Below are 26795 nucleotides of genomic sequence, written 5' to 3'. Positions count from 1 at the left end.
ATGGCACGTGTAAAAAGAGGCGTCACCGCCCACGCCAAGCATAAGAAGGTTCTGAAGGCCGCCAAGGGCTTTTACGGCCGTCGCAAGAACACCATCCGCACCGCCAAGGCTGCTGTCGATCGTTCGAAGCAGTACGCCTACCGCGACCGCAAGGTTAACAAGCGCAACTTCCGTGCGCTCTGGATCCAGCGCATCAACGCCGCTGTCCGCGAATTCGGCCTGACCTACGGCCGCTTCATCGACGGCCTGAACAAGGCCGGCATCGAGGTTGACCGCAAGGTTCTCTCCGACATGGCGATCCACGAGCCGGAAGCATTCGGCGCGCTCGTCAATGCTGCCAAGAAGGCTCTTGAATACCTCAAGGAAGCCGGTACGGCCAACGAGTTTGAAGGCGCGGTCAAGTAACCAGCGCTTCCCAAGCTTTTGAATTTATGATTTTGGGAAACCCGCGCTGGTTTGGGCTAGCGCGGGTTTTTCTTTCTTTATATTCCTTGCGCCGGCCGGCGCCGCCTGCCTCCCGATCGCCCGCCTGATACCGGACGGAAAGAAGTGACAATGTCAGATATCGACCAGCTCAACGCATCGCTGCTCGCCGAAATCGCCGCCGCCAATGACGAGACGGCCCTGGAAGCGGTGCGCGTTTCCGCCCTCGGCAAGAAGGGCTCCGTCTCCGAATTGTTGAAGACGCTCGGCGCGATGACGCCGGAAGAACGCCAGACCCGGGGCGCTGCGATCAACGTTTTGAAAAATGCGGTGACCGAGGCGCTCGTCGCCCGCAAGGCGACGCTCCGCCAAGAGGCAATCAATGCGCGGCTGAAGGCCGAAACCGTCGATGTCAGCCTGCCGGTGCGCTCTTCGCCCGCCGAGCGCGGCCGCATCCATCCGATCAGCCAGATCGTCGACGAGATCACCGCGATTTTCGCTGATATGGGCTTCTCGATCGCCGAAGGCCCGGATATCGAGACCGACTATTACAATTTCACCGCGCTAAATTTCCCCGAAGGCCATCCGGCCCGCGAGATGCACGACACCTTCTTCTTCCATCCGGACGAGAACGGTGAGCGCAAGGTGCTGCGCACCCATACGTCACCGGTGCAGGTGCGCACCATGGAGACGCAGAAGCCGCCGATCCGCATCATCATTCCCGGCAAGACCTACCGCCAGGACAGTGATGCCACGCATTCGCCGATGTTCCATCAGGTCGAGGGCCTGGTTATCGACAAGAAGGCCAATGTCGCCAACATCCGCTGGGTGCTCGAGGAATTCTGCAAGACCTTCTTCGAGGTCGATAGCGTGACCATGCGTTTCCGCCCATCTTTCTTTCCTTTCACCGAGCCCTCTTTCGAGGTCGATATCCAATGCGACCGCTCCGGCCCGATCGTCAAGTTCGGCGAAGGCACCGACTGGATGGAGATCCTCGGCTGCGGCATGGTCCATCCGAACGTGCTGCGCTATGGCGGGCTCGATCCGGACGAATATCAGGGTTTTGCCTGGGGCATGGGCCTCGACCGCATCGCCATGCTGAAATACGGCATGCCCGACCTGCGCGATTTCTTCAACGCCGACGTCCGCTGGATGACGCATTACGGCTTCCGCCCGCTCGACATGCCGACGCTGTTCGGCGGCCTCAGCGCTTGAACGGAGAATTGGGACGATGAAATTCACGCTCTCCTGGCTGAAAGAGCATCTGGAAACGGATGCCGGCCTCGATGAAATCTGCACGCGCCTCACCCAGATCGGGCTCGAGGTCGAGGATGTCGACGACAAGGCGGCATTCAAGCCCTTCGTCATCGCCAGAGTTGTCTCGGCGGAAAAACATCCGCAGGCCGACCGGCTGAAGGTGCTGATGGTCGATACCGGCGCCGGCGCGCCCGTCCAGGTCGTCTGCGGCGCCCCGAATGCACGCGCCGGCCTCGTCGGCGCCTTTGCGGCTCCCGGGACCTATGTTCCCGGCATCGACGTGACGCTTGCCGTCGGCAATATCCGCGGCGTCGAAAGCCACGGCATGATGTGCTCTGAAAAGGAACTGCAGATATCGGACAGCCATGACGGCATCATCGATCTGCCGGAAGATGCACCGGTCGGCACGAGCTACGCGACCTATGCGCATCTCGACGACCCGGTCATCGAAATCAACCTGACGCCGAACCGGCCGGACTGCACCTCGATCCACGGTATCGCCCGCGATCTCGCCGCTTCCGGCCTCGGCACGCTGAAGACGCGGCCAGCGCCGTCCTTCGCCGTCGAAGGCGAAACGCCGGTAAAGCTGACGCTCGATCTCGACGATCGAAGGCTCTGCCCGGGCTTTGCGCTCCGCCTCGTGCGCGGTGTCAGGAACGGCCCGAGCCCGCGCTGGATGCAGCAGCGACTGATTGCCATCGGCCTGCGTCCCATCAATGCGCTTGTCGATATCACCAATTACATGACCTTCGACCAGGGCCGGCCGATGCACGTCTTCGATGCCGCCAAGGTCAAGGGTAACCTCACCGTTCGCCGCGCCGTCGAAGGCGAGACCGTGCTGGCGCTCGACCAGCGTGAATACAAGCTCGGCCCGAACAATGTCGTCATCTCCGATGAAGACGGCATCGAATCGATCGGCGGCATCATGGGCGGCGAACACTCCGGCTGCGACGAAAACACCGTCGACGTGCTGATCGAATCCGCTCTCTGGGACCCGATGAACATCGCCAAATCGGGCCGCAGCCTCGGCATCATCACCGATGCCCGCTACCGCTTCGAACGCGGCGTTGATCCGGACTATATGGTTCCGGGTCTCGAACGCACGACGGAACTGGTGCTGGAGCTTTGCGGCGGCAAGGCTGCCAAGGCAGAGGTCGTCGGCTATAAGGGTTACGAACCAAAGATCGTCGATTTCCCTTATTCCGAGGTCAAGCGGCTGACCGGCCTCGACGTTTCGGATGAGGAAAGCAACAGCATCCTGACCCGCCTCGGCTTCATCGTCTCCGGTTCCGGCGAGCGTGTCTCCGTCGCCGTTCCTTCCTGGCGTCCCGATGTCGACGGCAAGGCCGATCTTGTCGAGGAGATCATGCGCATCCATGGCGTCGACAATATCAAACCGGCTCCGCTCGAAAGCCATGCTGCCGTCAACGGCAAGATCCTGACGACGTTGCAGATCCGCACCCGCCTTGCCAAGCGCGCCCTTGCTGCGCGCGGCATGCTCGAAGCCGTGACCTGGTCCTTCATTCCAGAAGATCAGGCTAAGCTCTTCGGCGGCGGTTCGCCCGCCCTCAAGCTTGCTAATCCGATCGCTGCCGAAATGTCGGATATGCGCCCCTCGCTGCTGCCGGGCCTGCTGACCGCGGCCCAGCGCAATGCCGACAAGGGTTATGGGGATGTGGCAATCTTCGAGGTCTCCGGCACCTATGAGAACGACAGGCCCGAGGGGCAGCGCCGCGTTGCCGGCGGCATCCGCCGCGGCACGGCGTCGCTTGCCGGCGCCGGCCGCATGTGGTCGAACGCCGCCAAGGGCGGCGGCAAGCCGGTCGACGTGTTCGACGCCAAGGCCGATGCGCTCGCCGTCATCGAAGCCTGTGGCCTACCGATGGGCAATATCCAGATCGAACAGGGCGGCCCTGATTGGTATCATCCCGGCCGCTCCGGCACGATCAAGATGGGGCCGAAGGTCGTGCTCGGCTATTTCGGCGAATTCCATCCGCTGACGCTTGAAGCTCTCGATGTCTCCGGCTCTCTCTGCGGCTTCGAGGTCTATCTCGATGCCATGCCCGAGCCGAAGAAGAAGGCGACCCGCACCAAGCCGGCGCTCGATCTTTCGCCTTTCCAGGCTGTCAAGCGCGACTTCGCCTTCGTCGTCGACAAGACAGTAGAAGCAGGCGCCATCATCAAGGCGGCGATCGGCGCCGACCGCAAGCTGGTCACCGGCGTCAATGTCTTCGACATCTTCGAAGGTGCCTCGGTGGGCGAGGGCAAGAAGTCGGTGGCGATCGAGGTTCAGATCCAGCCGGCCGAGCGCACGCTGACGGATGAGGATTTCGAGGCGCTGACGCAAAAGATCGTCGCCAGTGTGACAAAATTCACCGGCGGTGTTCTCAGATCCTGACCTTTGCCGGCTAACAACAGAAATAATCGACCGGCCGCTGTGGCCGGTCCTCTCACCGATGAAGATGGTAAAGCTTGCTGACGATCGTCCATCGGCCTTCGATCTTCAGCAATGAGAGATAATCGGTGAAGCGCATTCCGGCGAAATCGTCGGTCACCTTGACACTCGCCGCATCGCCCTCGACATCGACGCTCTGGATATCCATGAACGGCTGCGTGCCGGGCGGGGCCGGCTCCTCCGCGAGGATCGCGGCGATGAATTCGTCCCGCGTCAGCCATTCGACGGCATTCTGATAATAGCCGATGATCGAGCTTTTCGGGTGAAAGGCCTTTTTCAAGGCTGCCTCATTGGCGAAGGCCATGCCTTCGACATAGAGATGGACTGTCTGTTCGACTGCCTGCCTGTCCGACATAGTTTCATCCCGTTCTCCGAGATGGCGTTAGATAGTTTCGCCGGCCGCGAAGGCAAGCCCGGCCCTTCGGGTTGGCTGAAACGGGCCGGCTGATCGACCGGCCGGCTTGGCCGTAGAGCGTTGCTACGACGCGCGCCGGCCGGTCGACCATCCGACTCCGTTTGAGCCAACAGAATGCTTCAATCTAACCAGGAAAGGCTCTATGCCGGGCTTTTGTTGCTTAAAGGTTGGTCATGGCAAGCGAGGCGTCCGAATAACGTTTTCCCGCCACCTGCCCGGCCGGGATCGCCTCGCCGAGCTGCTCCAGCTCGGCCGGGCTCAGCACGATATCGGCGGCGGCAGCGTTCTGTTCGAGATGGTGAAGCTTGCGGGCGCCGGGGATCGGCACGATGTCGTCTCCCTGGCTCAGCACCCAGGCGAGCGCCAGCTGTGCGGCGGTCACGCCCTTTTCGGCGGCAAGCTGTTCGAGCGTTGCGACGAGCGCGGCGTTGGCGTCGAAATTCTCCGCCTGGAAGCGCGGCACCTGCCGGCGGAAATCATCCGCGGCAAGATCTTCGGTCTTGATCGCCCCTGTTAGAAAACCGCGGCCGAGCGGGCTGTAGGGCACGAAGCCGATGCCGAGTTCGCGGCAGGTGGCAAGCACGTCTTCCTCCGGATCGCGCGTCCAGAGCGAATATTCGCTCTGCAGCGCTGCGATCGGATGGACCGCATGGGCGCGGCGAATGGTGGCGCTGCCGGCTTCGGAGAGGCCGAGGGCGCGGACCTTGCCTTCCCTAACCAGCTCGGCCATGACGCCGACCGTCTCCTCGATCGGCACGTTGGGATCGACGCGGTGCTGGTAGAAGAGGTCGATGGTTTCGATGCCGAGGCGTTTCAATGAGGCCTCGGCGACCGCCCGCACATGCTCGGGGCGGCTGTCGACGCCGGCGATGGCGGCAGCACCTTGCTGGCTGGCATCGATCTTGAAGCCGAATTTGGTGGCAATCACCACGCGGTCGCGGAATGGTTTCAGCACCTTTCCGACAAGGGCTTCGTTGGTAAAGGGGCCATAGACTTCGGCGGTGTCGAAAAACGTCACGCCGAGTTCGACGGCGCGATTGAGCGTCCTCACCGATTCCGCTTCGTCGCTGGCGCCATAGGCGAAGCTCATGCCCATGCAGCCGAGGCCGACGGCCGAGACGGTCAGATCGTTTCCGAGTTTCCGGGTTTTCATGTTGCGCTCCTTTTCTGAGCTGGCGACCGCTCTATGCGGTACGGGCAAACCATATCCTTGCCGCACCAGTCAGAAAATACATGCAGCTTCTAACGGGTTGTTCTATTATTTCGATCAATGAACAGAACACAGCTCTCGCAACTCGCCGTTCTCGCCGCCGTCTCGGAGCACCGCAGCTTCCGCGCCGCGGCCAAGGAACTCCTCGTCGCGCCCTCGGCCATCAGCCATGCGATCTCGAGCCTGGAGGAAAGCCTGGGGGTCAGGCTTCTGGCGCGCACCACCCGCAGCGTCGCACCGACGGAGGAGGGCCGCCTGCTTCTCGAAAGGCTGCGTCCGGCGCTCGAGGAGATCGATATTGCCCTGGAGGCTGTCCGCGATACGCGCGCCAAGCCGGCCGGCAACCTGCGCATCACCGCGCCGCGCTTCGTCTCCGATCTCCTGCTCGCCCCGCGCCTCGGCGATTTTCTCAACCTCTATCCCGATATCACCCTGGAGATCGCCAATGAGGACGGCTTCACCGATATCGTCAAGGAGGGGTTCGATGCCGGCATAAGGCTGGAGGAGAGCCTGGAGGCCGATATGATCGCCGTGAGGTTCTCACCCCATTTGACGACTGTCATCGCCGCGTCGCCCGAATATTTCGAGCGCTATCCAAAACCGGTACACCCACGCGACCTCGTCCATCACCGTTGCATCAAGCGGCGCTTTACCAATGGCTCCATCTATCGCTGGGAGTTCGAAAAGGACGGGCAGGAATTGGTCGTTGCGGTCGACGGGCCGCTGATTGTCAGCGAGGACCGGCTGGCCCTGCTTGCGGCGCTGAACGGCGCCGGCCTTGCCTATCTCTTCGATATGCGGGTGGATGCCGAGCTGACGAGCGGCAGGCTCGTGCGGGTGCTGGAGGATTGGTGCGCGCCCTATTCCGGGCCGTTTCTCTATTATCCCACCCGGCGGCAGATGCGCCCGGCACTGCGGGCCTTCATCGATTTCTTCAGATATGCCGCTGCCTAATTCCTTGGATCGCCATCGATCTAAGGAATTATGCAGCAATTCCAAGTGCTACAGCGTCCTTTGCGCGTCTGATAGACGCGCGGCGCTGTAGAAGAATGCGGGCGGCGGTAAGAGACCTGCCGCCCGCTCTCAAATCCGTCAGGCAGCCTTGGCCTTCTGGTTTGCCGCCGTGGTGGCGAGCTGGGAGAGAGTCTTGTCGGTCGCCGTTTCTTCCTGCAGCGTCTGGTCGAGCAGGCTGACGACATCCTTGAAGCCGAGCGTCGCGGCCCAGGTCTTCAGTGTGCCGTAACGGGCGATTTCATAATGCTCGACGGCCTGGGCCGCGGAAATCAGGCCGGCATCCAGCGCCGGCGTGCCCTTGAATTCCTCCATGATTTCTTCGCCCTCGGCGATAATGCCCTGGATCGCCTCGCAGGTCTTGCCCTGGGCGCGTTTGCCGATCTTCTCGAAAACCTGCTGCAGGCGCTCGACCTGGCCTTCGGTTTGCTCCAGGTGCTTCTGGAAACCCTCCTTCAGTTCGGAAGACTGGGCGGCGCGCGCCATCTTCGGCAGGGCGCGCAAGATCTGCCGCTCGGCAAAATAGATATCCTTCAGCGTGTCGTAGAAGAGATCTTCCAACGTCTTTTCCTTGGCCATTTTCTCGATCCTTGTTCTGGGGAAGGCCGCGAATGCGGCGACACATTAAGAAGCAAGGATTGCGCAAATTGTTCCCGATCGATTTCGGGTGGACTGGAAATCTGCTCCGGGCGATGTTTCCTGCCATCGATATGGGAGGAAGAGAACGTCATGCGAAAGCCGGGTTCGATGAAGGGTCTGGAGGATCTTGGCCGGATAAGGCTGTCGCAGAACTTCTTCTTCCGCGATTTCCTGCACTCCGAAATTGCCGATTTCCACCGCATCCCCAATATTCCCGAGGATCCCGATCTGGCGATCGAGGCGGGCAGGAGGCTTTGCGAGGAATTGCTGGAGCCGCTGGAAGCGACCTTCGGTCGACTGCATATCCGCTCCGGCTATCGATCGCCTGCGGTCAACCGGTTCGGCAACGACAACAATCTGAACTGCTCGACAAATGCCGCCACCGCAGCCCATCACATCTGGGACATGCGGGACTTCGACGGCTGCATGGGGGCTGCAGTCTGCATCGTCGTTCCGTGGATGCTCGACCGCTACAGCGACGAAAGCGACTGGCAACGGCTTGCTTGGTGGATCCATGACCATTTGCCCTATGCCTCGCTCTGCTTCTTTCCCAAGCTCTGGGCCTTCAATATCCAGTGGCACGAACGGCCGAAACGGGTGATCCAGAGTTATATCAGCCCGCGCGGCATCCTGACAAAATCGGGCATGGCGAACTGGGAGGGTCAGCATTCCGAATGGTACGAGGGTTTTCCCGCCCTCAAAAACTGATGCGGTAGCGAATGTGCCCGTCGCTCTCGACATAGCTGTCATAGAGCGCCCGGGCCGTCCTGTTCTGTTCGCTCGTATGCCAATAGAGTCGCGACCAGCCCTTCGCCTTGCCGAGTTCGACGAGATCGTCCATCAGCGCCCTCCCGACGCCTTTGCCGCGTGCATCGGGATCGACGAACAGGTCTTCGAGATAGCAGTCCTTGCCGCGGATCCACGTGCCCTCATGGGTGAGATAGAGCGCAAAGCCCATGATCCTGCTGTCGACCTCGGCGACGCGCATGGCGATCGCCGACGTCGGATCGAAAACCCGGCGCCATGTCAGGTCGGTGATATCGGCATCGACCGTGACTTCGTAAAAGGCGAGATAATCAGCCCAGAGTTCGCGCCAGCGGGTTTCGTCTTCAGGGCGGGCATCGCGGATCGTCACGGTCATCGTCTCTTCTCTTTCAGCGGCCGGCTTCGTCGAGCAGCGCCATGGCGTCATCGGAAAGCTGAAGTGTCGCTGATTTCGCCAGGCTTTCAAGCTGCGAAAGACTGGTGGCGCTGGCGATCGGCGCCGTCACGCCCTTCTTGCGCAAGAGCCAGGCGAGCGAAATTTCGGCGGGCTTGGCGCCGATTTCAGTGGACACCCTGTCGAGGGCAGCAAGAATGCGCAGGCCCCTGTCGTCGAAATAGGTCGAAACCCGGCCCTCGCGGGCGCGGCCTTGCGTATCCGCCTTGCTGCGGTACTTGCCGGTGAGGAAGCCGGCGGCCAGGCTGAAATAGGTGATGACGCCGATATCCTCTTTGACGCAGAGCTCGGCCAGCGGCCCCTCGAAGCTCGAGCGCTCATAGAGGTTATATTCCGGCTGCACCACATCGTAACGCGGCAGGCCGGCCTTTTCGGCAGCGTCGAAGGACGCCTGCAGCAGCGTCGCATCATAATTCGAGCAGCCGATGGCGCGGATCTTGCCCTGCTGCTTCAGCTTGGCAAAGGCGTCGAGCGTTTCCTCGTGGGGCGTATCGGCGTCCGGCCAATGCGAGAGATAGAGATCGATATAATCGGTCTGCAGCCGGCTGAGCGAATCCTCGACCGCCTTCAGGATATAGCTCTCCTTGAGCGTCTTTCCCTGGCCCATATCCGAGCCGACCTTGGTGACGATCACGGCCTTGTCGCGGGAAACCCTGGCCTGCTTCAGCCACCGCCCGATGATCTCCTCGGAATCGCCGCCCTTGTTGCCGGGAACCCAGGCGGAATAGACATCCGCCGTATCGATCGTGTTGAGGCCCGCATCGAAGAAGGCGTCGAGAATGGCGAAGGATGTTTTCTCGTCGGCCGTCCAGCCGAAGACATTGCCGCCGATGACGATCGGCGCGACCGAAAGACCTGTTTTTCCAAGCCGGCGCATTTCCGTGACGCTCTCCAAAAAGGTGATGTAATTGAAATCGCGGGTACGGCAGAACGCCGTCCCGGAGCATGATGCCGAAACATCATTCTCTGACGATCTGAGAGAACCTAGCGCGATCCGGGCATGAGGGAAGGCAAACTTCCGTGATTTCAGCCCGCGCCATTGCGCCGCGGCGAAGGCCTGAATATGGTTCGCGAAAACCTGTTTGGGAGGCTTGGACCATGCTGCGCTTCGGTATCATTTCAACGGCAAAGATCGGCCGCGACAATGTCGTTCCTGCAATCCAGGACGCGGAGAACTGCGTCGTCACGGCGATCGCCAGCCGTGATCTCGCCCGTGCCAGGGAGATGGCCGACCGTTTTTCGGTGCCGCATGCCTTCGGCTCCTATGAGGAGATGCTGGCCTCCGACGTCATCGACGCGGTCTATATCCCGCTGCCGACCTCGCAGCATATCGAATGGTCGATCAAAGCAGCCGATGCCGGCAAGCACGTGCTCTGCGAAAAACCGCTCGCCTTGAAGGCCGGCGATATCGACGATGTGATCGCCGCCCGCGACCGCAACCGCGTGGTGGTCACCGAAGCCTATATGATCACCTATTCCCCGGTCTGGCAAAAAGTGCGCGCGCTGATCGACGAGGGCGCGATCGGCAAGCTCCGGCACGTGCAGGGCGCCTTCACCTATTTCAACCGCGACGCCGCCAACATGCGCAACATTCCAGAGCTTGGCGGCGGCGGCCTTCCCGATATCGGCGTCTATCCCGTCATGGGCACGCGTTTTTCCACCGGCAAGGAGCCGCTCCGCATCCAGGCGATTACCGAGCGCGATCCCGAATTCGGGACAGATATCTATTCGAGCGTCAAAGCCGATTTCGGCGATTTCGAGCTGAGCTTCTATATCTCGACGCAGATGGCCAACCGCCAGGTCATGGTCTTTCACGGCATCGACGGCTACATCGAGGTCAAGTCGCCTTTCAACGCCAATCGCTTTGGGCCTGAAGAGATCGAGCTTGCCGACCGCAGCCACAATGAATCGCGCATCTTCCGCTTCCAGGACAGCCGCCAGTACAAGCGGGAAGTCGAAGCCTTCGCCCGGGCGGTGAAGGACGGCAAGGAAGAGCTCGTCACGCTCGAAAATTCGAAATCGAACCAGAAGGTCATCGACGCGATCTATCGCGCCAGCGAGAAGGACGGGTGGGAAGCCGTCTGATTATTCGGCGCGGAAGACAAAGCGCGAATAGCCGAAGAAGCTGAAGATCATCGAGGCGAGGCTGGCGATCACCATGGCCGCAAGCGGCTGAAGGGCCGGCAGCGATAGCAGAAGCGCGGAATAAAGCCCGTAATTGACCAGTGCTGCCGTCACCCCGACCGAGCCGTAGCGAAAGCCTTCGGCTGCAAGCGATCGGCCGGAGCGATCGAAGGTGAAGCTCCGGTTGAAAGCCCAGGTCGCCGCCATTGCCAGCGCGATCGCGACGAGCCGTGCCAGAAATGGCCCGAGCGGCGTCAGATGGAGCAGCGCCGACAGGACGGCGGCATCGACGAGAAAGCCGATGCCGCCGGCAATGGCGAAGCGGACGAGCTTTCTCATGCTGCATCCGCCTTGCCGGGACGCGCGCGCGATGCGGGCGCTGCTTCGCTGATCGGAGCCCTGGCCGCGCTCGGCGTCTCCAGGCTCATATAGTGGATACGAAGTTGTTCGGCGCGGGCGCGGGCCACCGAATCCAGGATGACGCCGGCGGTGAACAGCATGAAGGAGATCATCATCAGGGCCATCGACAGCACCCAGGTCGGCATGCGGCTGACGAGGCCCGTCTGGAAGTATTCCGCCAGTACCGGCGCCATGAAGCCGAGGCTCGCCAGCATGAAGGTGGCGCTAATCGTGCTGAAGAAGGCGAAGGGCCGGGTTTCCTTCATCAGCATGGCGAACATCCAGAGGATCTTGCCGCCGTCGCGAAATGTCGAAAGCTTGGAATGCGAGCCTTCCGGCCGGCGGCCGTAATCGAGTTCCAGCTCGCTGACCGGCAGCTTCAGCCGCGAGGCATGCACTGACATCTCGGTTTCGATCTCGAAGCCGCCCGATACCGCCGGGAAGCTCTTGACGAAGCGGCGCGAGAAAGCGCGGTAGCCGGAAAAGATATCGGTGAAGTCGGGGCCGAAGATCGTCCGGTAGAGCAGGTTGAAAAGCCGGTTGCCGAGCGCATGGCCCTGGCGGCCGGCATCGGCATGCACGCCGCGCCGGGTTCCCACCACCATGTCGGCGCGCTCGGTCAGCAGCGTCCGCACCAGCTCTTCGGCATCGCCGGGCGCGTAGGTGCCGTCGCCGTCGGCGATGATGTAGATGTCAGCGTCGATATCGGCGAACATCCGGCGCACGACATGGCCCTTGCCCTGACGCCGCTCGCGCACGACATGCGCGCCGGCAAGCATCGCCTGCAGCGCTGTGCCGTCGGTGGAATTGTTGTCGTAGACGTGGATCGCCGCATCCGGCAGCGTCGCGCGGAAGCCCCGCACCACAGGGCCGATCGTCGCGGCTTCATTATAGCAAGGAAGCAGGACGGCAATGTCCAGTTTATCGGTACGCGATCGGGCCATGACTTTACTCGTTACACAAAAGCCGTGCCGAGCCTAAACCACCCGGCGTTAATAAGACCCTATGACGAAAGCAAAATCGGCAGCTGCCGCGATCGGCTTTACACTTTCTTGATCGGCTGCGGCTAAGCTTCGGCATCTGGAAACAAAGCGCTAACCACGATGAACGCCGTGCAGCCGATCGCCAATGCCGCATCCGTGACCGCCGCCCGAAGGGGCGGGTTGGGGAGGCTAATGATGCGCCTGTGGCCAACCGTCATCGCCTATAGCGTCATTCTCGCCACCATCCTCCTCGGCGCCAAGCTTTTCACCGCGACCGACTATGTCGGTCCCGACAATGACGACGGAATGCGTCTCATCGAGGTTCGCGATTTTCTCGCCGGGCAGGGCTGGTTCGATCTGATGCAATATCGCCTCGGCCTCGGCGGCGGCACGCTGATGCACTGGTCACGGCTGATCGATCTGCCGATCGCTTCGCTGATCTGGTTCTTCGGTCTGTTTGCGCCCCATGAGACGGCCGAGGCGCTGGCGCTTGCCGTCTGGCCGGTCTTGCTGGTCCTGCCCGCCATGCTCGCCATGGCCGTTGCCGGGCGGCGTATCGGCGGTATCGCCGGCATGCATATCTGTCTCGGCATGACCAGTCTTGCGATCTACACCGGCAACCGTTTCGCGCCTGGAGCCATCGATCATCACAATGCGCAGCTGGCGCTGGTCGCGACGATGGTGGCGATGCTGCTGGATCCGCAGCGGCGCGGCTGGAGTTATGCGGTTGCCGGTATCGCGGCAGCGGTCGCCATCGCCATCGGCGCCGAGACGACGCCTTTCGTCGCCGCCGTCTGTCTGACCATCGCTTTGCTCTGGGCGTGGGAAGGGGATAAATTCGCCGCCGCCGCGAAGGCCTTCGGGCTGGCGCTGGCAATGGCGATCAGCATCCTCTTTGTCGCAACGGTGCCACCGCGGCTCTATTCGACGGTCACCTGCGACAATCTCTCGCTCGGTTATTACAGCCTGGCGGCGATCGGCGGCGGGCTGCTGCTGTTTTCGGCGGTCTTTGCCAGCCGCCTGAGTCGCCCCTTGCGCTTTGCGGCGCTTGGCCTCGTCGGTGCCGGTGTTCTCGGTTCGGCGATGGTTATTGCGCCGCAATGCCTGAGCGATCCGCTCGCCGGTCTCGATCCGATGCTGGTCGAACTCTGGCTGAAGAATGTGTCGGAAGCGCAGTCGGCCTTCGTTCTTCTTCGCACCGATCCCTTCTCCATCGGTGGCTTCTATGCGGCCGGCCTGTTCGCCATCGCGGTCTGCATCTTCCGCATCGTTCGGCGCGACCGCATGCAGATCCATCTGGTCCTGCTCTTTCTGCTTATCACCAGCTGGGCGATCGCGCTGGTCCAGGTACGCGGCTCCGTTTTCTCCAACCTGATCGCCATTCTGCCACTTGCCTTGCTGATCATCGATATCAGGCGGATCTCCAACCGCGACAGCGAGAACGTTGCGGCCGCCTTCGTCTATATCGTGACGGTGCTGGCCAGCGTCCCGGCCGCCTGGGCACTCGGCGGCGGACTTGCGGCGCTGCAGATGGGCAATGGCGCGCAGAAGCAGGCGACGGAAAAGGTGCTTTCCTGCACATCGAGGCGGGCGCTGGCGCCGCTTGCCGGGCTTCCGGCCGGGTTGGTCTCCGCACCCTCGGAAATGGGCGTGCCGATCCTTCGCTTCACGCAAAACCGGGTTCTTTCCGCGCCCTATCACCGCAATCAGGGCGGTATGCTGACGGAACTGCACATCGGGCTGGCGGAGCCGCAGGAGGCGGAAGCCTTCCTGAAGGGGGCTGATGTGACCGTGCTTGGCTTCTGCCCCGGCGACCTGCAGACGCGAGAGATTGCCAAGCTGAAACCGGATGGGCTCTATGCCGAGCTCGGCAAGGGCAAAATACCGCCCTATCTGGAGCCGCTTCCGAAGGCGGCGGATGTGGGCGTTCAGTTCTTTCGCTATCGGCCGGCGGCGAACTGACGCCGGCAATTCTTTTAGTGGGAAACGCGCGTCGCGCGGCGAAGGCGCGCATTGGCATAGAGCCCGGCCACGAAAAGCATGAGGCCGCCATTAAAGCCGAGAACGGCGTAGACGAAGGCCAGGATTGAGACCGGGCCGGGCGACGTAATCGCCGCCGCCGCGAAGGTTATTCCGATAAGCGCGGCGATCAACGCGATCGCGGCAGCCGAGCGCGTTTGCCCGGCGCTGACGCCCAATGCTGCTGCTGTGAGAATAATCATTTTCAGCACCTTCCCAGAGATAACGAGGGGAAGCATAGGAAGCGCCAACTAACAAAGATTTACCGGCAATCTCCGCCGAAAAGCCTTTGTATTGCGGTGGTTAGCAATCCCTTTCATCTATAACGCGCATTGTAACGATGCGTTCCGCAACCAAACGGATTTACCCGATTTCGCGGGTCACCCGCCAAGCTGCCGCGACTGCATGCTGAGGATGCGTGGCGCAGAGTGCGCCCGCCGCCAGCGAACTCGGCAGCCGGGAAAACCGGCTTCGGCGGCGGCCGCGACCTTCCCGTTTGCCGCCGATCGACATAGAAAGAAGGGATGAGCAACGTCTTCGACAGCGATTCGCCGACCAATCTTGCCGAATATTCGGTTTCAGAGCTTTCCGGCTCGATCAAGCGCACCGTCGAAACCGCCTTCGATCAGGTTCGCGTGCGCGGCGAGATCTCCGGTTATCGCGGCCCGCACTCCTCGGGCCATGCCTATTTCTCGCTGAAGGACGATCGCGCCCGCATCGACGCCGTCATCTGGAAGGGCACCTTCTCGCGGCTGAAATTCCGTCCGGAAGAGGGCATGGAAGTAATCGCGACCGGCAAGGTCACTACCTTTCCCGGCTCATCGAAATATCAGATCGTCATCGAGACGCTGGAGCCGGCCGGCGCCGGCGCGCTGATGGCGCTGATCGAGGAGCGCAAGCGCAAGCTTGGCGCCGAAGGCCTGTTCGATGCCGCCCGCAAGAAGCGGCTGCCGTTCATGCCGCGCGTGATCGGCGTCGTCACCTCGCCGACCGGCGCCGTGATCCGCGATATCCTTCACCGCATCTCCGATCGTTTTCCCGTACATGTCCTTGTCTGGCCGGTGAAGGTCCAGGGCGAGGGCTCCGGCGAGGAGGTGGCGAATGCCATTCGCGGCTTCAATGCGCTGGAGCCGGCCGGCGCCATTCCGCGGCCTGATGTGCTGATCGTCGCGCGCGGCGGCGGCAGCCTGGAAGATCTCTGGAGTTTTAACGACGAAATCGTCGTGCGTGCGGCGGCCGAAAGCCGGATACCGCTGATCTCGGCCGTCGGCCATGAAACCGACTGGACGCTGATCGACCATGCCGCCGATGTCCGAGCGCCCACGCCGACCGGGGCGGCCGAAATGGCCGTGCCGGTCAAGGCGGAGCTTGATGCCCAGGCCGCCGCCCTTGCCGCGCGGCTGCAAGGCTGCATGAACCGGCAGATGGATCAGCGCCGCCAGTCGGTTCGTGCCCTGATGCGCGCTCTGCCATCGCTCGATCAGCTCCTCGCTTTGCCGCGCCGCCGTTTCGACGAGGCGGCGGCCGGCCTTGGCCGCGGGCTGGCACTCAACACCATCAACAAGCGCCGCGGCTTCGAGCGCGTCGCCGCCCATCTGCGTCCCGATCTGCTCTCCGGCCGTATCGCCGAGCGCCGCCAGACCCTGAACGAGCGCATGATCCGGGCCGAACGCATGGTCGAACGGCTGATCGATCGCTCGAAGTCCCGCATTGATCGCGCTGAGGCAATCCTCGCCTCGCTGCCGGCCCGGTTCAAGACGCAAACCGACCGGAGCCGTGAGGCTCTCGCCAATCTTTCGCGCCACGGCGATACGGCGATACGCCACCAGTTGGCTCGCGCCCGCGCCGAACTTTCCGCGCAGGATCGTGTGCTGCAGTCGCTGTCCTATAAGAATGTGCTGAAGCGCGGCTACGCCGTCATTCGCGATGAGGATGACAGGCCGGTCTCGCAGGCCGCGTCACTCTCCGCCGGCACGGGTATCTCCATCGAGTTCGCCGATGGCCGCGTTGGCGCATTGACGACGGAGGGTGGCGCCCCGCCTGTCGGCACCAAGAAGCGGGGCGCGAAATCGGCCGAGTCGCCGAAGCAGGGAAGCCTGTTCTGATGATGCGGATCCTGCTGGTGCTTGCCCATCCGCTGCCGGAAAGCTTCGCCGCCTCGGTGGCGCGCACGGCTCGCCAAGCATTGGAAGCCTCAGGTCATGTCGTCGATCTGCTCGATCTCTACGCCGAAGATTTCGATCCATGCCTGTCCCAGACGGAGCGGCGCGGTTATTTCGATATGCCCTACGACACCTCGGCCATTGCCGACATTGTTGCCCGGCTGCAGTCGGCCGACGGGCTCGTTCTCGTGTTTCCTCAGTGGTGGTTCAATTTCCCGGCCATTTTGAAGGGATTCTTCGATCGCATTCTCGCACCGGGGGTGGCCTTTAGGCACGACGCCGCCGGCGGTCGTATTGTGCCTGAACTTACCAATATCAGATTGCTCTATGCGCTGACGACGACGGGCTCGCCCTGGTGGCTGGTGCATTTTTATATGGGCAATCCCGTTCGCCGTCTGCTGAAGCGGGGCATTGCCAATTTCTGCTCAAAGAAACTCGTTTTTCGCATGCTGAGCCTGCACGATATGGACCGTGCCAAGGAGGCGAGGCGCAAGAGGCATCTGGAGCGCGTCCGCAGGGCGCTTGCCGCCGTCTAGCTATTCGAAATCCGACAGGAATTTCTTGAGCAACCGGTCGAACTCGGCCTTGTCCTCGGCTGTCAGGTTGCGCGTCAGCCGGTGCTGATTGGCGACATGCGCATCGACGGCCGCTTCCACCGTCGCCAGCCCCTTTCCGTCAGTGCGATCAACACGCTCCGGCGGTCCTCGGGATTGACGACGCGCTCGACGAAGCCCGCTTTCTCCAGCTGGTCGATGCGGTTCGTCATCGTGCCGGAGCTGACCATGGTCCTCTCCAGGAGCTCGCCCGGCGAAAGCCGGTGGGGGGCGCCGGCGCGGCGGAGGGTGGCGAGCACGTCGAAGGCGGACGTCGAAAGCCCGTGTTTCAGGAGCACCGCCTCCACTTCGCGGCCGAGATGGGTACCGAGGCGCTTCAGCCGTCCGAGCAGGCCCATCGGTTCGACGTCGAGGTCCGGCCGTTCCTGTCGCCATTGCGCTAGGATCTTGTCGACGTGATCGATTCGGCTGTCTTTGCTCATGATCAACCGATAACAGCCCTTATCTTGACGTCAAGATAAAAAGGCGTAGGGTGTATTTATCTTGAAATAGAGATTCTCGATATGAAGACAAATATCCGCCATACAGCCGACCTTGCGGCGACCGCGCTCGCACCCGCCATCTGGGGCAGCACCTATATCGTCACGACCGCCTTCCTGCCGGCTGGATATCCGCTGACGGTGGCGATGCTCCGGGCCTTGCCGGCCGGGCTGCTGCTTCTGCTCCTGGTGAGGAAGCTGCCTTTCGGCATCTGGTGGGGAAGGACCTTCATTCTCGGTGCCCTGAACTTCGCGTTCTTCTGGGCGATGCTCTTCGTCTCGGCCTACAGGCTCCCGGGCGGCGTTGCCGCAACGGTCGGCGCGGTGCAGCCGCTGATCGTCATCGCGCTGTCGCGGCTTCTCCTCGGCAAACCGATCCGGCCGCTTGCCGTGCTGGCAGGTCTTGCCGGCATGGCCGGTGTCGGGCTGCTGGTGCTGGCGCCGAAGGCGGGGCTCGATCCAGTGGGAGTTGCGGCCGGTCTTGCCGGCGCCGTCTCGATGGCCTTCGGCACGGTGTTGACACGGCGCTGGGCGCCGCCGGTGTCGAACCTCACCTTCACCGCCTGGCAATTGACGGCAGGCGGCATGCTGCTGGTGCCTTTTGCGCTTTTACTCGAACCGGCGCTGCCGACGCCGACTATCGCAAATATTGCCGGCATCGCCTATCTCGGCCTGATCGGCGCTGCCTTCACCTATCTGCTCTGGTTTCGCGGCTTGTCCCGCATCGAGCCCTCGGCGGTCGCCTCGCTCGGCTTTCTGAGCCCTGTCGTCGCGACCTTGCTCGGCTGGCTGGCGCTCAGCCAAAGCCTGGCGCCGGCGCAGATCGCCGGCTTCGCCATGGTGCTCGCCAGCGTCTGGCTTAGTCAGCGCGCCACGATGCCGGTCAGGCCCATTCGCCATGCCGCATCACCGGAACCCGCGAACCATCCGGCTTGAGACCGTCGATGTCGACCCTGTTTGAACCGATCATCCAGTCGATATGGATCAGGCTGGAATTGCCGCCCTGCGCCTTGATCTCTTCCTGGCTCAGCGTCGCGCCGTTCAAGAAGCACTTGGAATAGCACTGGCCGAGCGCGATGTGGCACGAGGCGTTTTCGTCGAACAGCGTGTTGTAGAACAGGGTGCCGCTGGCCGAGATCGGCGAGGAGTGGGGCACGAGCGCCACTTCGCCGAGCCGGCGCGCGCCCTCGTCGGTATCGAGCACCTTGTTCAAGACCTCTTCACCGCGCGACGCCTTCGCCTCGACGATGCGTCCGCCCTCGAAGCGCACCTGGATATTGTCGATCAGCGTGCCCTGGTGCGACAGCGGCTTGGTGCTTGAAACATGGCCTTCGACACGCAGCGCATGCGGCGTGGTGAAGACTTCCTCGGTCGGAATGTTCGGGTTGCAGGTAATGCCGTTCTTGGCGGTGGAAGCACCGCCATGCCATTCATGGCCGTCAGCAAGGCCGACCGTCAGGTCGGTGCCGGGTCCCCTGAAATGCAGCGAGGCGAAGCGCTCGCCGTTCAGCCAGGCGGAGCGCTTGGCCAGATTGGCATTATGCTCGGCCCAGGCGGCGATGGGATCGTCGACATCGACACGCGAGGCGGCAAAAATCGCCTTGGCGAGCTTGGCGATCGCGATCGGCTCAGGATCGTCAGGGAAGACCACCTTGGCCCAGGACGGATTGGGATAGGAGACGATGTTCCAGTTGATGTCGAAATTCGAAATTTTTTCCAGCGCCGGTTTGTAGGCAGTTGAGGTGGCGCGATTGGCGCGGCCGACCTTGCCGGCATCCTGCTCGGACAACAGCAGCGGATTGTCGCCGGCGACCGCAAGGCGCGCCGCTCCGTTGGCATAGGCCTTCGCCATGCCTTCATAGAGCCAGTCGGAGGCGCGGTCGAAGCTCTCGTCGCTGCCGTACTGATAGCGCGAAAGCGTTGTTTCCTCGTCGGAGTAGAAGGCGGTTACCAGCCCGGCGCCGGCCTGATAGGCGTGCTTGGTGATGAGGCGAACGAGCGGCAGCGCCACCACGGGCGCGGTGACCACCAGATCCTGACCTTTGCGCAGCTGCAACCCGACCTTGACGGCGACCTCGGCAAGCTTCTCCAGCTTGACGGGATCGATGGTGTTCTGGCTCTGGGGCATGAAAGTCATGGCTCAACCTGCTTTCTGTCGATGATGCTTTGAGGTTGGCAGACTTAGACCCGTTTGCGGCGAAAATGAAGCGTTGTGTCGCCGAATTGCCGGCGGCCGGATGGAGGTCCGGCCGCTTGGGCGCGCTTCAGGCGGCGGCAGCTTGCCTGAGCAGGATCGAGGAATGTCTCTCGAGGAATTCCATCAGCCGCTGCGGGTAATCCGCGCCGACGGCGTTGCGGACACTCGCACGTTCAGACAGCGCCCTGCGCCAGCGTTGTGTTTGCTCGAGCCCATCGAAGATGCCGCTGTCGCCGAGCGTATCGAAGAGATCGAAATAGCGGAAGACTGGTGCGAAGACGGCATCGACCAGGCTGAAGCTGCTGCCAGCAAAATAAGGCCCGTCGCCCAGCGCCCCTTCCAGTGTCGCAAATTTGGCAGTCAGCGCTTTGCGCTTGACGTCCAGCTGCAATTCATCCTGCGCCGTTTCATACCCCCAGAGATCGGAAAGTACGGAGGAGCCGAATTCCATCCAGCCGCGATGACGGGCCCGGGTCAGCGGATCGGCGGGATGCAGGGTGGCACCCGCTTGCGTTTCCTCCAGATATTCGCAGATGACGCTGCTTTCGAACAGAACGGCCTGGCTGCTATCCTCTGCCTCGATCCGCAGCAGCGGCACCTTGCCGAGCGGCGAGATCTTCAAAAACCATTCCGGCTTGTTGGCAAGATCGATGTTGATGCGCTCAAACGGCACGCCCTTTTCGAGAAGCGCGATCGCGGCGCGCTGCACATAGGGGCAGAGATGGTGGCTGATAAGGGTAAGGCTGCTCATGGAAGTCTCCTGGTCACAATCTATGCAAATGCATCTAATATCGCTTGCGGTGGAATTCAAGATAGATGTAACTGCATTTATGTCCGAGAAAACGGCGAAACCCAGCGAAGCCTCCAACCGTGCCTGGACGAGCATCATGCGCGCCCGCGAGCGCTTGCTCGGCGCAATCGAAACTGACCTGAAAGCGGCCGGCATGCCGCCGCTTGCCTGGTATGACGTATTGTGGGAACTGGCGCGCGCGGGGGGCAGGCTGCGCCCCTATGAGATCGAAGAGCGCACTTTGCTTGCGCAGTATAATCTTTCCCGCCTGATCGACCGGCTGGAAAGGGAGGGGCTCGTCCGGCGCGAAGTCTTCGCCGACGACGGCCGCGGCCGCTGGGTTGTCATCACCGAGGCTGGCAGCCAGCTGCGAGAGCGCATGTGGGCCGTCTATGCCGGATCGATCGAGACCCATATCGGCTGCAAGCTTGCCGAAAACGAGGCGAAGACGCTTGCCGGCCTGCTCGACCGCTTTCTCTGAGATTAGGCGACCAATGGCGTGGCGATCGCCTTCAAGACCTCCAACGCATCCTTCGGATCGAGCCGCACCTGCAGCCCGCGTTGCCCGCCATTGATATAGACGAGCGGTTCGGCAAGGGCGGTTTCCTCGATCGCCGTCGGTACGGTCTTCTTCTGGCCGAAGGGGCTGATCCCGCCGACATGATAGCCCGTCAGCCGCTCGGCATCGGCAGGCTTCATCATATTGGCCGACTTGCCGCCAAAGGCGCTGGCAAGCCTCTTCATGCTGACCTCGCGATCCGACGGCACGACGACGCAGACCGGCTTGCCGTCCACCTCGGCCATTAGCGTCTTCAGCACCCGATGCGGCGCTTCGCCCAAAGCCTCGGCCGCCTGCAGCCCGACGCGCTCGGCGCCGGGATCATAGTCATAGGTATGGACGGTGAAGGCGACGCCCGCCTGGGAAATAACCTGTGTCGCGCGCGTGGTTTTGGACATAGCCGCCTGTCAGTCTCCGAAAGTACCGGCATAGATCTCCGGCTTGAAGCCGACGAGCAATTTGCCCTTCGTCTCCAACACCGGCCGCTTGATCATCGACGGCTGGTCGAGCATGAGCGCGATCGCCTTTTCCCGGGTCAGATTCTCGCGCTCGGCATCGGGCAGTTTGCGGAAAGTGGTGCCGGCGCGGTTGAGCACTGTGTCGAGGCCGGCCTGGTCGATCCAGGATTCGAGATGGGCGCGGTCGATGCCGAGCGCCTTATAGTCGTGAAATTCATAGGCGACGCCGTGGTCTTCCAGCCAGCTGCGGGCCTTCTTCATCGTGTCGCAGTTCTTGATGCCATAAATGGTAACGGCCATGCCCGATCGATCTCCCTGTGATCGCAGCGGGATACCATGGGCGAAGGCCGACGCAAACGCCGTACGGCGTTTTATCCCCGAACTCGCCGGCTCAATTCTCCAGCGTGCCGGCCTTGCGCGCGGCCCTGCTGGGGCTGCTGCAGACGATCTTCATCAGGTCGCCGCGCCGCCGCACCAGCCGGTCGGACGTCCGGGTCAGGATCAGCCCGTCCTGCGGCGCATGCAGATCGATACTGCCGCCGGGCTGCCCCGGCCGGGTGACGATCGTCGCCAGAAGCTCGCCCTCTGCAACCCTGTCACCGATCTTGCGATGGAAAAGCACGGCGCCGCCTTCGGGCGCGCGAAGGATTTCGACATTGTCGAGCGGCACGGCGGGGCCGGAAAATGCCGTTGCCGCCGTCTCGCCGCTGACGATCCCGCGCGTCACGAGGAAACGCCAAAGCCCGTCCGCATCCTTCTTCGCCAGTGTCGGATCGACGTCGCGCTTGCCGCGCAGCTCGACCGTGACCGAAAGCCTGCCCGGCAACCGGGATCGGCGCTCGCCGGGGACCTCATATTTCCAGGCAAAGCCGACGGCCTCCTCGAAGGCCGAGCTTTCGCCATCCGAAAGCAGCACGGCCTCCATGGCGAGAGCGGCGGCAAGATCGGCCGCCTCAGGCCAGAAGGCCTCATCGATATAGGCATATTGCAGCGATTCATCGTCGCAATGCAGATCGACGACCAGATCGGCGCCAAGCGCCAGATGCAGGAGCTGCCGCTTCAATCTGTCGGTAGCCGGGCAATCGTCGAGTTCTTCGATCAGCGTCGGCCGATCGGCAATGGAAATCAGCGGGAAATCCCGGTTGAAATTGGTGCGGGAGTTAAGGTCGAAGCGGCCCTGCAAATCACCGAAATGCGATTGCGCCGCACCGATCGGATTGGCCTGCGGCACGATGGTGATATCGCCGGCAATTCCGCCTTCGCTCTCCGCCTGCCGCAGCCGTTCGCAGAGAAAATGCAAGAGCGCCGTTCCCGGCAGCTCGCCGGCATGCAGTGCCGCCTGGATATAGATCTTTGGCGCCTTCGCACTGCGGCCGGCGAAACGCAGCACCGGCAACCGCCACTCCGTCCCCGGCGTATCGCCCGGGATGATGATCTCTGAAACGTCCATGCTGTCTTTGCTCCGCATTTGCCATCCGACGCTTACTCCAGCTTTATCCGTGGATATCCCGCAAGCGCAAGTCTTGCTGAAGATCGTTACCTCAACCAAGCAGCTGCCAGCCTGACGCGCAAGAATCGGGTTGAAACAGCGGCGGTCCCGTACGATTTTGGTGGTAATCGAAAAACGTGGAGGCTCTGTCATGGCCCAGACGATATACCACTATCTGATCTTTGAAACCGCCGGTGGTTTCTGCGGCATTGCCTGGAGCGACGCCGGCATCGCCCGCTTCCAGCTGCCGACGAAGTCAGCGGAAGCGACCGAACGCCTGCTGCTGCGCCGTCTGCCGGATGCTGAACCCGGCGCGCCGACGCCGGATGTGCTCGAAACGGTCGCGACGGTGAAGCGCTATTTTCAGGGTGAGGAAACGGATTTCTCGGGCGTCGAACTCGATCTTGCCGGCCAGGATGCCTTCTTCAAGGATATTTATGCCGCAGCAAGGCGTGTTGGCTGGGGGCGTACGACCACCTACGGCGCGCTGGCGAAAGAGCTCGGCGCCGGGCCGGAAGGCGCCCGCGACGTCGGCCAGGCGATGGCAAAGAACCCGGTCGCGCTGATCATTCCCTGCCACCGGGTGCTGGCCGCCGGCGGCAAGATCGGCGGCTTCTCCGCTCCCGGCGGTTCGTCATCGAAGGCCCGCATGCTGGAGCTCGAAGGCGTCAGCCTCGCCCCGCCGCCGCCGGCCCAGCAGTCGCTGGGCCTTTAGGCGAAATGCCGACTGCTCAATGCGGGCTCGCCGTCGGCCGGATGATGATCTCGCTGACATCGACGTCATCGGGCTGGCTGATGGCGTAGAGGATCGAATTGGCGACGGCCTCCGGGCTGATCATGACCGCCCTGAAAGCCTTCATGGCGTCCCGCGCGGTCGGATCGGTGATCGTCTCGGCCAGCTCCGAGGTCGTCGTGCCGGGAGAAATGACGGTGACGCGAATGCGATCGGTCTCCTGCCGCAGCCCGTCCGAGATCGCACGAACTGCGAATTTGGTCGCGCAATAGACGGCGGCCGTCGGTGAGACGCTGTGGCCGCCGATCGAAGACAGATTGATGATCTGTCCCGATCCCTGCGCCTTCATGATCGGCAGCGCCGCGGCGATGCCATAGAGAACGCCCTTGATGTTGACGTCGACCATCCGGTCCCATTCCTCGACCTTGAGAGCGTCGAGCGGCGAGAGCGGCATGACGCCAGCATTGTTGACGATGACGTCAAGCCGGCCGAATTCCGATCTGGCAAAACCGGCAAAAGCCTCGACCTCGGAACGGTCGGTGACGTCAAGTTCTCGCAGGCGCACCGTCCCGCCCCTGGCTTCGATTTCACCGGCAAGCGCCTGCAGCCGCTCGGTGCGGCGCGCGCCGATCACGATATGGGCGCTCGCGGCAGCCAGCACCCTTGCCGCAGCCTCTCCGATGCCGCTGCTGGCGCCGGTGATGGCAACAACTTTTCCTTCGATCTTCGACATTTCAAGCTCCATTTTTCGATGAGTGTTTTCTGGGCGATCAGCTGGGGAAATCGGCGCTGAGCGTCGTCTCCGCCCAGGCGTCGAAATTTGCCCGCAGCGCATCGAGCCGTTCGCGGGCGATCTTCAGGGCAGGTGCGCCGAGCAACAGCCGCAGTGGCGGCTCGTCCGCCTCGAATGCCGATATGATCGCGGCTGCGGCGCGCGCCGGATCGCCCGGCTGCTTGCCGGAGACCGAACGGGTGGACTGGCGCCGTTTGCCCGATGTCTCGGCATAGTCGTCGATAACGGTCTTGGATTCGACCATCGACCGGCCGGCCCAATCCGTGCGGAAGGCGCCGGGCTCGAGGATCGTCACATCGATGCCGAGCGGCTTGACCTCATGGAAAAGCGACTCCGACAGGGCTTCGACCGCGAATTTGGTGGCATGATAGTAGCCAGTCGCGGCGAAGGCGACGAGCCCGCCGAGCGAAGAGACGTTGAAGATATGCCCCCGACGGCGCGCGCGCATGCCCGGCAGGACATGTTTGGTGACGGCGATCAAGCCGAAGACATTGGTCTCGAACTGGGCGCGTATTTCAGCCTCTTCGCCTTCTTCGATCGCCGAGAGGTAGCCATAACCGGCATTGTTGACGAGCACGTCGATCGCGCCGAAATGCGCTTCGGCCTCCTGAACCGCGCGAGCGACGGAGCGGGCATCCGTCACATCGAGCGAGACAGCAAGGGCGCGGTCGCCGTGTTCTGCCGCGAGATCTTTCAAGGCTTCGGGTCTGCGCGCGGTAATGGCGGCGCGCCAGCCACGGGCGAGAACCGCTGCAGCAAGCGCCCGGCCGAGGCCGGACGAAGCGCCTGTTATGAACCAGATGGGTGTCGTGGAAGACATGATCGTCATCCTTTCCGGCCGGAAACGGCCTCGTCCCGAGCGATGGGTTATTTGCGGCGAAACACCATGCCGCCATGATGGAGTGTGTTGCCGTCGACAAAATCGCCGTCGGCGGTGAAACCGGTGTCGTCCCAGTATTCGATGTGGCTTCCGGTGACTTCGTAGCGGCCTCGATAGGCGCTTTCCCGGTTGCCGCGGGCTTCGTCGTAACGGCCGTCGGCCAGAAGTTCGTGGCGGACACGGCCGTCATCCGTGACCCACATGCCGACATAGGGATGGTGTTGCATCATGTTCTCGCTTGTTTGTTGACGCACGGATTGCCGGTCGTTGAGGGCATCCGCGGCTGACGAGCCGATCGCCGTGCCGGCCAGGGTGGTTGCGGCGAAAATATGCAGAACAGGTCTCGCTGAAATGTTTCGCATCGGTCTTCCCTTCGAAAGAGGCCTGTCCATGAATACTGCCTTGCTTGGCCTCGAGAGGACGATAGTCTCCCTGATCGACGTGATTAAGTTGCCAATCCGGGATGCCATGGTTAGAAATGCCAACCAATGGTCGATGATCTCGAAGGCATTTCGGTCTTTCTTGCGGTGGCGGAGGCGCGCAACTTCCGCCTCGCCGGCGAGCGGCTGGGCGTCACCCGCTCCGCCGTCAGCCAGGCTTTACAGCGCCTGGAAGATCGCATCGGCGTTGCGCTCGTCCAGCGCACGACGCGCAGCGTCAGCCTGACCGAGGCCGGCGAAGTGTTCTTCGAGGCGGTTCGCCCGTCGGTGCGGCAGGTCAGGGATGCGATGCAGACGGTGCGGGAAATGCAGGCACGCCCGAGCGGCCTGCTCAGGATCACCGTCTCGTCGATCGCCGAGAGTTTTCTGTCCGGCACTTTGCTGGCCGGTTTCATGCAGGCTTGCCCCGAGATCAAACTCGATATCACCATCACCGATGACGAATTCGATATCGTCGAGGCCGGCTTCGACGCGGGCGTCCGGCTCGGCGAGGTGATCGAGCAGGATATGATCGCAATCTCGGTCTCCGAGCGGCAGAGGCAATATGCTGCGGCATCCCCAGCCTACCTCGAGCGCCGCGGTCGTCCCAACCATCCCGGCGAACTGCAGGGTCATTCCTGCATCGGCTGGCGCCCGCGCCCGGATACGGCGCCCTATCGCTGGGAATTCACCGAAAATGACCGCGATTTCGACGTCTCCGTCGAACCCGCGGTCACGACCAACGACATGGGCATGATGATCCGCATGGCCTGCGCCGGCGCCGGAATCACCTTCGGCATGGTGGAAACCTTTCAGCCCTATGTCGAACGCGGCGAACTCGTGCCGCTTCTCGAAGATTTCTGTCCGCCGTTTCCGGGCTTCTATCTCTATTATCCCAGGCGCCAGCGGCAGCCGCTGAAGCTGCGGGCGCTGGTCGATCATATCAGGACGTCCGCCAGGCGTTAGGCGTCTGCCGTTGAACTCAGCTGTTGGCGTGAATTGTCCGCTCTTTGTCCGCGGCGTGCATTTCGCGCCACTATCAAATCACGGAATATGACGTCATGATCA

The 26795-nt window shown here is 62.4% G+C and carries 29 protein-coding genes and 1 pseudogene; 13 read left to right on the top strand and 17 right to left on the bottom strand.

Annotation, left to right across the window (positions count from 1 at the left end; all coding sequences use genetic code 11):
- From rplT to pheT, 3 genes are all read left to right on the top strand, one after another.
- Nucleotides 1-405 carry a 50S ribosomal protein L20 gene (gene rplT / locus ACS4RS_RS06375; protein ID WP_003589162.1) on the top strand — a complete coding sequence of 135 codons (405 nt, stop codon included), beginning with the start codon at nucleotides 1-3 and terminating at the stop codon, nucleotides 403-405.
- Between the two features lie 150 nt (nucleotides 406-555).
- Complete coding sequence (gene pheS, locus ACS4RS_RS06370) at nucleotides 556-1638, top strand: phenylalanine--tRNA ligase subunit alpha (RefSeq protein WP_439011663.1); 1083 nt, start codon at nucleotides 556-558, stop codon at nucleotides 1636-1638.
- 16 nt (nucleotides 1639-1654) lie between these two features.
- On the top strand, nucleotides 1655-4078 hold the full coding sequence (gene pheT, locus ACS4RS_RS06365) for a phenylalanine--tRNA ligase subunit beta (RefSeq protein WP_439011664.1): 2424 nt from the start codon (nucleotides 1655-1657) through the stop codon (nucleotides 4076-4078).
- A gap of 52 nt (nucleotides 4079-4130) precedes the next feature.
- Here pheT and ACS4RS_RS06360 read toward each other — a convergent pair whose 3' ends face one another.
- On the bottom strand, nucleotides 4131-4490 hold the full coding sequence (locus ACS4RS_RS06360; protein ID WP_439011665.1) for a nuclear transport factor 2 family protein: 360 nt from the start codon (nucleotides 4488-4490) through the stop codon (nucleotides 4131-4133).
- Between the two features lie 220 nt (nucleotides 4491-4710).
- A complete protein-coding gene (locus tag ACS4RS_RS06355) occupies nucleotides 4711-5703 on the bottom strand; it encodes an aldo/keto reductase (protein ID WP_439011666.1) in 993 nt (330 codons plus the stop codon).
- A 117-nt stretch (nucleotides 5704-5820) separates the two neighbouring features.
- Here ACS4RS_RS06355 and ACS4RS_RS06350 point away from each other — a divergent pair, with 117 nt between their 5' ends.
- Nucleotides 5821-6714, top strand: a complete 894-nt coding sequence (locus ACS4RS_RS06350; RefSeq protein ID WP_449313919.1) for a LysR substrate-binding domain-containing protein — start codon at nucleotides 5821-5823, stop codon at nucleotides 6712-6714.
- Nucleotides 6715-6852: 138 nt separating this feature from the next.
- Here ACS4RS_RS06350 and ACS4RS_RS06345 read toward each other — a convergent pair whose 3' ends face one another.
- Nucleotides 6853-7350 carry a DUF892 family protein gene (locus tag ACS4RS_RS06345; RefSeq protein ID WP_439011667.1) on the bottom strand — a complete coding sequence of 166 codons (498 nt, stop codon included), beginning with the start codon at nucleotides 7348-7350 and terminating at the stop codon, nucleotides 6853-6855.
- A 150-nt stretch (nucleotides 7351-7500) separates the two neighbouring features.
- Here ACS4RS_RS06345 and ACS4RS_RS06340 point away from each other — a divergent pair, with 150 nt between their 5' ends.
- The gene (locus ACS4RS_RS06340; protein WP_439011668.1) at nucleotides 7501-8118 is read left to right on the top strand and encodes a hypothetical protein; all 618 of its coding nucleotides are present in this window, start codon (nucleotides 7501-7503) and stop codon (nucleotides 8116-8118) included.
- Here ACS4RS_RS06340 and ACS4RS_RS06335 read toward each other — a convergent pair.
- Nucleotides 8108-8551, bottom strand: a complete 444-nt coding sequence (locus ACS4RS_RS06335) for a GNAT family N-acetyltransferase (protein ID WP_439011669.1) — start codon at nucleotides 8549-8551, stop codon at nucleotides 8108-8110. The genes ACS4RS_RS06340 and ACS4RS_RS06335 overlap by 11 nt on opposite strands.
- A gap of 13 nt (nucleotides 8552-8564) precedes the next feature.
- Nucleotides 8565-9506, bottom strand: a complete 942-nt coding sequence (locus tag ACS4RS_RS06330; RefSeq protein ID WP_449313918.1) for an aldo/keto reductase — start codon at nucleotides 9504-9506, stop codon at nucleotides 8565-8567.
- Between the two features lie 221 nt (nucleotides 9507-9727).
- Here ACS4RS_RS06330 and ACS4RS_RS06325 point away from each other — a divergent pair, with 221 nt between their 5' ends.
- The gene (locus ACS4RS_RS06325; protein WP_439011670.1) at nucleotides 9728-10714 is read left to right on the top strand and encodes a Gfo/Idh/MocA family oxidoreductase; all 987 of its coding nucleotides are present in this window, start codon (nucleotides 9728-9730) and stop codon (nucleotides 10712-10714) included.
- On the opposite strand, the gene ACS4RS_RS06320 is transcribed toward ACS4RS_RS06325, so the two are convergent.
- Both ACS4RS_RS06320 and ACS4RS_RS06315 read right to left on the bottom strand, forming a co-directional pair.
- The gene (locus ACS4RS_RS06320; RefSeq protein WP_439011671.1) at nucleotides 10715-11092 is read right to left on the bottom strand and encodes a GtrA family protein; all 378 of its coding nucleotides are present in this window, start codon (nucleotides 11090-11092) and stop codon (nucleotides 10715-10717) included. It lies immediately after the preceding gene.
- Nucleotides 11089-12096 carry a glycosyltransferase gene (locus tag ACS4RS_RS06315; protein ID WP_439011672.1) on the bottom strand — a complete coding sequence of 336 codons (1008 nt, stop codon included), beginning with the start codon at nucleotides 12094-12096 and terminating at the stop codon, nucleotides 11089-11091. Before ACS4RS_RS06315 ends, ACS4RS_RS06320 begins: the two co-directional genes overlap by 4 nt.
- 159 nt (nucleotides 12097-12255) lie before the next feature.
- Between ACS4RS_RS06315 and ACS4RS_RS06310 the strand changes: the two genes are divergently transcribed.
- Nucleotides 12256-14097, top strand: coding sequence for a hypothetical protein (locus ACS4RS_RS06310; protein ID WP_439011673.1), 1842 nt, complete (start codon nucleotides 12256-12258; stop codon nucleotides 14095-14097).
- 14 nt (nucleotides 14098-14111) lie between these two features.
- On the opposite strand, the gene ACS4RS_RS06305 is transcribed toward ACS4RS_RS06310, so the two are convergent.
- The gene (locus tag ACS4RS_RS06305) at nucleotides 14112-14357 is read right to left on the bottom strand and encodes a hypothetical protein (protein ID WP_003589145.1); all 246 of its coding nucleotides are present in this window, start codon (nucleotides 14355-14357) and stop codon (nucleotides 14112-14114) included.
- 321 nt (nucleotides 14358-14678) lie between these two features.
- Here ACS4RS_RS06305 and xseA point away from each other — a divergent pair, with 321 nt between their 5' ends.
- Nucleotides 14679-16259, top strand: coding sequence for an exodeoxyribonuclease VII large subunit (xseA, locus tag ACS4RS_RS06300; protein WP_439011674.1), 1581 nt, complete (start codon nucleotides 14679-14681; stop codon nucleotides 16257-16259).
- A 2-nt stretch (nucleotides 16260-16261) separates the two neighbouring features.
- The gene (locus ACS4RS_RS06295; RefSeq protein ID WP_439011879.1) at nucleotides 16262-16852 is read left to right on the top strand and encodes an NAD(P)H-dependent oxidoreductase; all 591 of its coding nucleotides are present in this window, start codon (nucleotides 16262-16264) and stop codon (nucleotides 16850-16852) included.
- On the opposite strand, the pseudogene ACS4RS_RS06290 reads toward ACS4RS_RS06295, so the two are convergent.
- A pseudogene (locus ACS4RS_RS06290) lies at nucleotides 16853-17352 on the bottom strand (MarR family winged helix-turn-helix transcriptional regulator). It lies immediately after the preceding gene.
- A gap of 81 nt (nucleotides 17353-17433) precedes the next feature.
- On the opposite strand from ACS4RS_RS06290, the gene ACS4RS_RS06285 reads away from it, so the two are divergent.
- Entirely contained in the window at nucleotides 17434-18345 is a 912-nt protein-coding gene (locus ACS4RS_RS06285; RefSeq protein WP_439011676.1) for an EamA family transporter, read from the top strand.
- Here ACS4RS_RS06285 and ACS4RS_RS06280 read toward each other — a convergent pair.
- Both ACS4RS_RS06280 and ACS4RS_RS06275 read right to left on the bottom strand, forming a co-directional pair.
- Complete coding sequence (locus tag ACS4RS_RS06280) at nucleotides 18293-19546, bottom strand: aminopeptidase (RefSeq protein ID WP_439011677.1); 1254 nt, start codon at nucleotides 19544-19546, stop codon at nucleotides 18293-18295. The genes ACS4RS_RS06285 and ACS4RS_RS06280 overlap by 53 nt on opposite strands.
- A gap of 127 nt (nucleotides 19547-19673) precedes the next feature.
- Nucleotides 19674-20357 (bottom strand): glutathione S-transferase N-terminal domain-containing protein, encoded by a 684-nt coding sequence (locus ACS4RS_RS06275; RefSeq protein ID WP_439011678.1) that lies wholly within the window; start codon nucleotides 20355-20357, stop codon nucleotides 19674-19676.
- A 79-nt stretch (nucleotides 20358-20436) separates the two neighbouring features.
- Here ACS4RS_RS06275 and ACS4RS_RS06270 point away from each other — a divergent pair, with 79 nt between their 5' ends.
- Entirely contained in the window at nucleotides 20437-20877 is a 441-nt protein-coding gene (locus ACS4RS_RS06270) for a MarR family winged helix-turn-helix transcriptional regulator (protein ID WP_449313917.1), read from the top strand.
- Nucleotides 20878-20879: 2 nt separating this feature from the next.
- Here the strand turns inward: ACS4RS_RS06270 and ybaK are convergent, their stop codons facing one another.
- The 3 genes from ybaK to ACS4RS_RS06255 all read right to left on the bottom strand — a co-directional run bounded on the left by ybaK (nucleotide 20880) and on the right by ACS4RS_RS06255 (nucleotide 22863).
- Nucleotides 20880-21353 carry a Cys-tRNA(Pro) deacylase gene (gene ybaK / locus ACS4RS_RS06265; protein ID WP_439011680.1) on the bottom strand — a complete coding sequence of 158 codons (474 nt, stop codon included), beginning with the start codon at nucleotides 21351-21353 and terminating at the stop codon, nucleotides 20880-20882.
- Nucleotides 21354-21362: 9 nt separating this feature from the next.
- Nucleotides 21363-21713 (bottom strand): ArsC family reductase, encoded by a 351-nt coding sequence (locus tag ACS4RS_RS06260; RefSeq protein WP_439011681.1) that lies wholly within the window; start codon nucleotides 21711-21713, stop codon nucleotides 21363-21365.
- Nucleotides 21714-21804: 91 nt separating this feature from the next.
- Complete coding sequence (locus ACS4RS_RS06255; protein WP_439011682.1) at nucleotides 21805-22863, bottom strand: peptidase M14; 1059 nt, start codon at nucleotides 22861-22863, stop codon at nucleotides 21805-21807.
- Between the two features lie 190 nt (nucleotides 22864-23053).
- Between ACS4RS_RS06255 and ACS4RS_RS06250 the strand changes: the two genes are divergently transcribed.
- Nucleotides 23054-23617: a methylated-DNA--[protein]-cysteine S-methyltransferase gene (locus ACS4RS_RS06250; protein ID WP_449313916.1), complete on the top strand. Its 564-nt coding sequence runs from the start codon at nucleotides 23054-23056 to the stop codon at nucleotides 23615-23617.
- A 16-nt stretch (nucleotides 23618-23633) separates the two neighbouring features.
- Here ACS4RS_RS06250 and ACS4RS_RS06245 read toward each other — a convergent pair whose 3' ends face one another.
- From ACS4RS_RS06245 to ACS4RS_RS06235, 3 genes are read right to left on the bottom strand one after another with little or no spacing between them, the layout of a single operon-like run.
- Entirely contained in the window at nucleotides 23634-24368 is a 735-nt protein-coding gene (locus ACS4RS_RS06245; RefSeq protein WP_439011684.1) for an SDR family NAD(P)-dependent oxidoreductase, read from the bottom strand.
- Between the two features lie 37 nt (nucleotides 24369-24405).
- Complete coding sequence (locus ACS4RS_RS06240) at nucleotides 24406-25257, bottom strand: oxidoreductase (protein ID WP_439011685.1); 852 nt, start codon at nucleotides 25255-25257, stop codon at nucleotides 24406-24408.
- Between the two features lie 38 nt (nucleotides 25258-25295).
- On the bottom strand, nucleotides 25296-25670 hold the full coding sequence (locus tag ACS4RS_RS06235) for an Atu4866 domain-containing protein (RefSeq protein WP_439011686.1): 375 nt from the start codon (nucleotides 25668-25670) through the stop codon (nucleotides 25296-25298).
- A gap of 126 nt (nucleotides 25671-25796) precedes the next feature.
- Here ACS4RS_RS06235 and ACS4RS_RS06230 point away from each other — a divergent pair, with 126 nt between their 5' ends.
- On the top strand, nucleotides 25797-26693 hold the full coding sequence (locus ACS4RS_RS06230; protein WP_439011687.1) for a LysR substrate-binding domain-containing protein: 897 nt from the start codon (nucleotides 25797-25799) through the stop codon (nucleotides 26691-26693).
- The last annotated feature ends 102 nt before the right edge of the window (nucleotides 26694-26795 follow it).

Source organism: Rhizobium sp. F40D2 (assembly GCF_051810745.2).
GTDB lineage: Bacteria > Pseudomonadota > Alphaproteobacteria > Rhizobiales > Rhizobiaceae > Rhizobium.
This window is presented reverse-complemented; position numbering and strand designations above follow the sequence as displayed.